Raw genomic sequence first — 2,155 nt, forward strand, 5'->3', positions numbered from 1 at the left:
GCCCCACACCGCGTACGCCCCCGCCCCCGCACCCGCCACCAGCAGCAGCACCGCCGCCGCCACGACCAGCCGGGCCCGCGGCAGCCACCGGCGGCGGACCGGCGGCACGGCCCGCACATGCGTGTCCTCCTCCGAACCGTCCCGCTCCCCGTCCGGCACAGCCGGTACCGCCGCCGCGACCACCACCCGCCGCCGCTGCGCCGGTACGAACGCCTCGGCCTCGTACGACGGAGGCCCCAGCGCCGCCATCACCTCGTCCGGCGTCGGCCGGTCGCCCGGGTCCTTCGCCAGGCACCGGGCGACCAGCGGGGCCAGCTCCTCGGGCACGCCGCCCAGATCCGGCTGATCGTGCACCACCTGGTACGCCACGATGTACGGGCTGTCCGAGTCGAACGGCCCCCGGCCCGTCGCCGCGTGGACGATCACGGCCCCCAGCGCGAACACGTCGACCGGCGGCCCCACCTCACGCGGCCGCTGGAACTGCTCGGGAGCCATGTAGGGCGGCGACCCGATCAGCTTGCCGGTCTCGGTGCGCAGATCACTGTCGTACGGCCGCGAGATCCCGAAGTCGATGACCTTGGGCCCCCCGTCGGTCAGCAGCACGTTGCTCGGCTTGAGGTCGCGGTGGATCACGCCCGCCCGGTGGATGTCCCGCAGCGCCTCGGCCAGCCCGGCGGTCAGCCTGCGCAGCGCGGCGGGGGCCATCGGTCCGCTCCGCTTCACCTGCTCGGCGAGCGTGGGCCCGGGCACGTAGAGGGTCGCCATCCAGGGCCGGTCGGCCTCCGGATCGGCGTCGACGACGGGCGCGGTGAACGCCCCGCTCACTCGCCGCGCGGCCGCCACCTCCTGCCGGAACCGCGCCCTGAACTCGGGATCCGCCGCATACGGCGCGTGCACGACTTTCACCGCGAGCTGCATCCCCGAGGCCGAGCGCGCCAGATGCACGACCCCCATGCCGCCCGAGCCGAGACAGGCTTCGAGACGGTAGGCGCCGGCGTACTGCGGAAACTCCGCTTCCGGATGCGCTCCGGGATCTCGCAGCGGCGGCATCGCCCACCCCCGTGTGTTCAGCGCATGCGACGCACGGAGCCTAGTCGATGGTGCGTGCGAGAGGCACGGCGCTTGCTAGCCTGCGCGTCGTACGCACCGGCGCGTACGGGACATCTCAACGGGGGAGGCCCACATGGGCGTTGGAGAGCACACGCAGGAACCGGCGGCGGCCGAGGAACTCACGGTGGAGACCACCGCGTCCGGCACTCGCTACCCGATCGCCCCGGGCTACCGGGTCAACGTCCGCACAGGACCGGGCACCAACTACCGCATCGTCAGGACCCTGCCGTACGGGCAGAAGATCCCGATCTACTGCCAGAAGCCGGGGGAGCGGGTCACCGGCCCGTACGGCACGTCGAACCTCTGGGACAACATCGCCAACGGCGAGTTCGTCGCGGACGCCTACGTCTACACGGGGCGTGACGGCTACATCGCACCGCGCTGCGACTGACGGCACCAGGCGGGATACCGGGGGCGGCGGGGGATAATCGACCCCGTGAGCGAGAACAGCGCAGCCCCCGGCACCCCGCCCGTCACGGCCCCGGGGCCGCAGCCGCCTACGAGGGACTGGAGATCGCGGAGGTCGGCGGGATCGTCGGCATGCTGGTCATCGCGATGTTCTCGATCTGCAGCGCCATCGCGTTCCGCAAGACCTGGGAGGGATTCGGCGCCCGCCCCCAGGACCCGTCCCGCGAGGACGCCCTGCGCGGCCTGAAGTCCATCGGCTTCATCGGCTCGCTCCTCGCCTACTTCGTCCGCTCGCTCACCGAGGCCCCGGGCGAGAAGCTGCGCCGCACCGAGTACGAGACGGCCCGCGCCCAGTTCGAGAAGCGCCGCTCGACCCGCACCGGCAACCCGGCGGCCCGCAAGGCCGCCGGCCGCAGGCGCCCGAAGCGCGGCTGAGACCCGAAGCCCCGCCGACCGCTACCGCACGAACGACCCGGCCCGCCGACACCACGTCGGCGGGCCGGGTCGTTTTCCGTCCCTTCCCTTCCTTCTTGACGAGCAGCCCTGTCGGGCCAATAATTCATCACATGATGAATTATGAACCCGGGGCGGCACCGACCGCCCCCACGACGCACCCGTCCCCGGCCGCGCCCCCACC

2 protein-coding genes and 1 pseudogene are annotated in these 2,155 nt (G+C 72.9%); 2 read left to right on the forward strand and 1 reads right to left on the reverse strand.

From position 1 onward, the window contains the following. Nucleotides 1-1,050 (reverse strand): serine/threonine-protein kinase (locus D3105_RS33710; RefSeq protein WP_206273059.1); only part of this gene is annotated, 1,050 nt, incomplete at its 3' end. 133 nt (nt 1,051-1,183) lie between these two features. Between D3105_RS33710 and D3105_RS33715 the strand changes: the two genes are divergently transcribed. Both D3105_RS33715 and D3105_RS33720 read left to right on the forward strand, forming a co-directional pair. Beyond that, the gene (locus tag D3105_RS33715) at nt 1,184-1,501 is read left to right on the forward strand and encodes an SH3 domain-containing protein (RefSeq protein ID WP_118906581.1); all 318 of its coding nucleotides are present in this window, start codon (nt 1,184-1,186) and stop codon (nt 1,499-1,501) included. A 107-nt stretch (nt 1,502-1,608) separates the two neighbouring features. Then, nucleotides 1,609-1,953, forward strand: a pseudogene (locus D3105_RS33720) (hypothetical protein); the annotation flags it as partial. Between the last annotated feature and the right edge of the window lie 202 nt (nt 1,954-2,155).

The organism is Streptomyces globisporus, assembly GCF_003501885.1.
In the GTDB taxonomy this organism is placed as follows: domain Bacteria; phylum Actinomycetota; class Actinomycetes; order Streptomycetales; family Streptomycetaceae; genus Streptomyces; species Streptomyces globisporus_D.

What these genes read in the sequence shown, in the direction of transcription:
- D3105_RS33715 (WP_118906581.1), top strand. Translation starts at nt 1,184, where the DNA reads ATGGGCGTTGGAGAGCACACGCAGGAACCGGCGGCGGCCGAGGAACTC.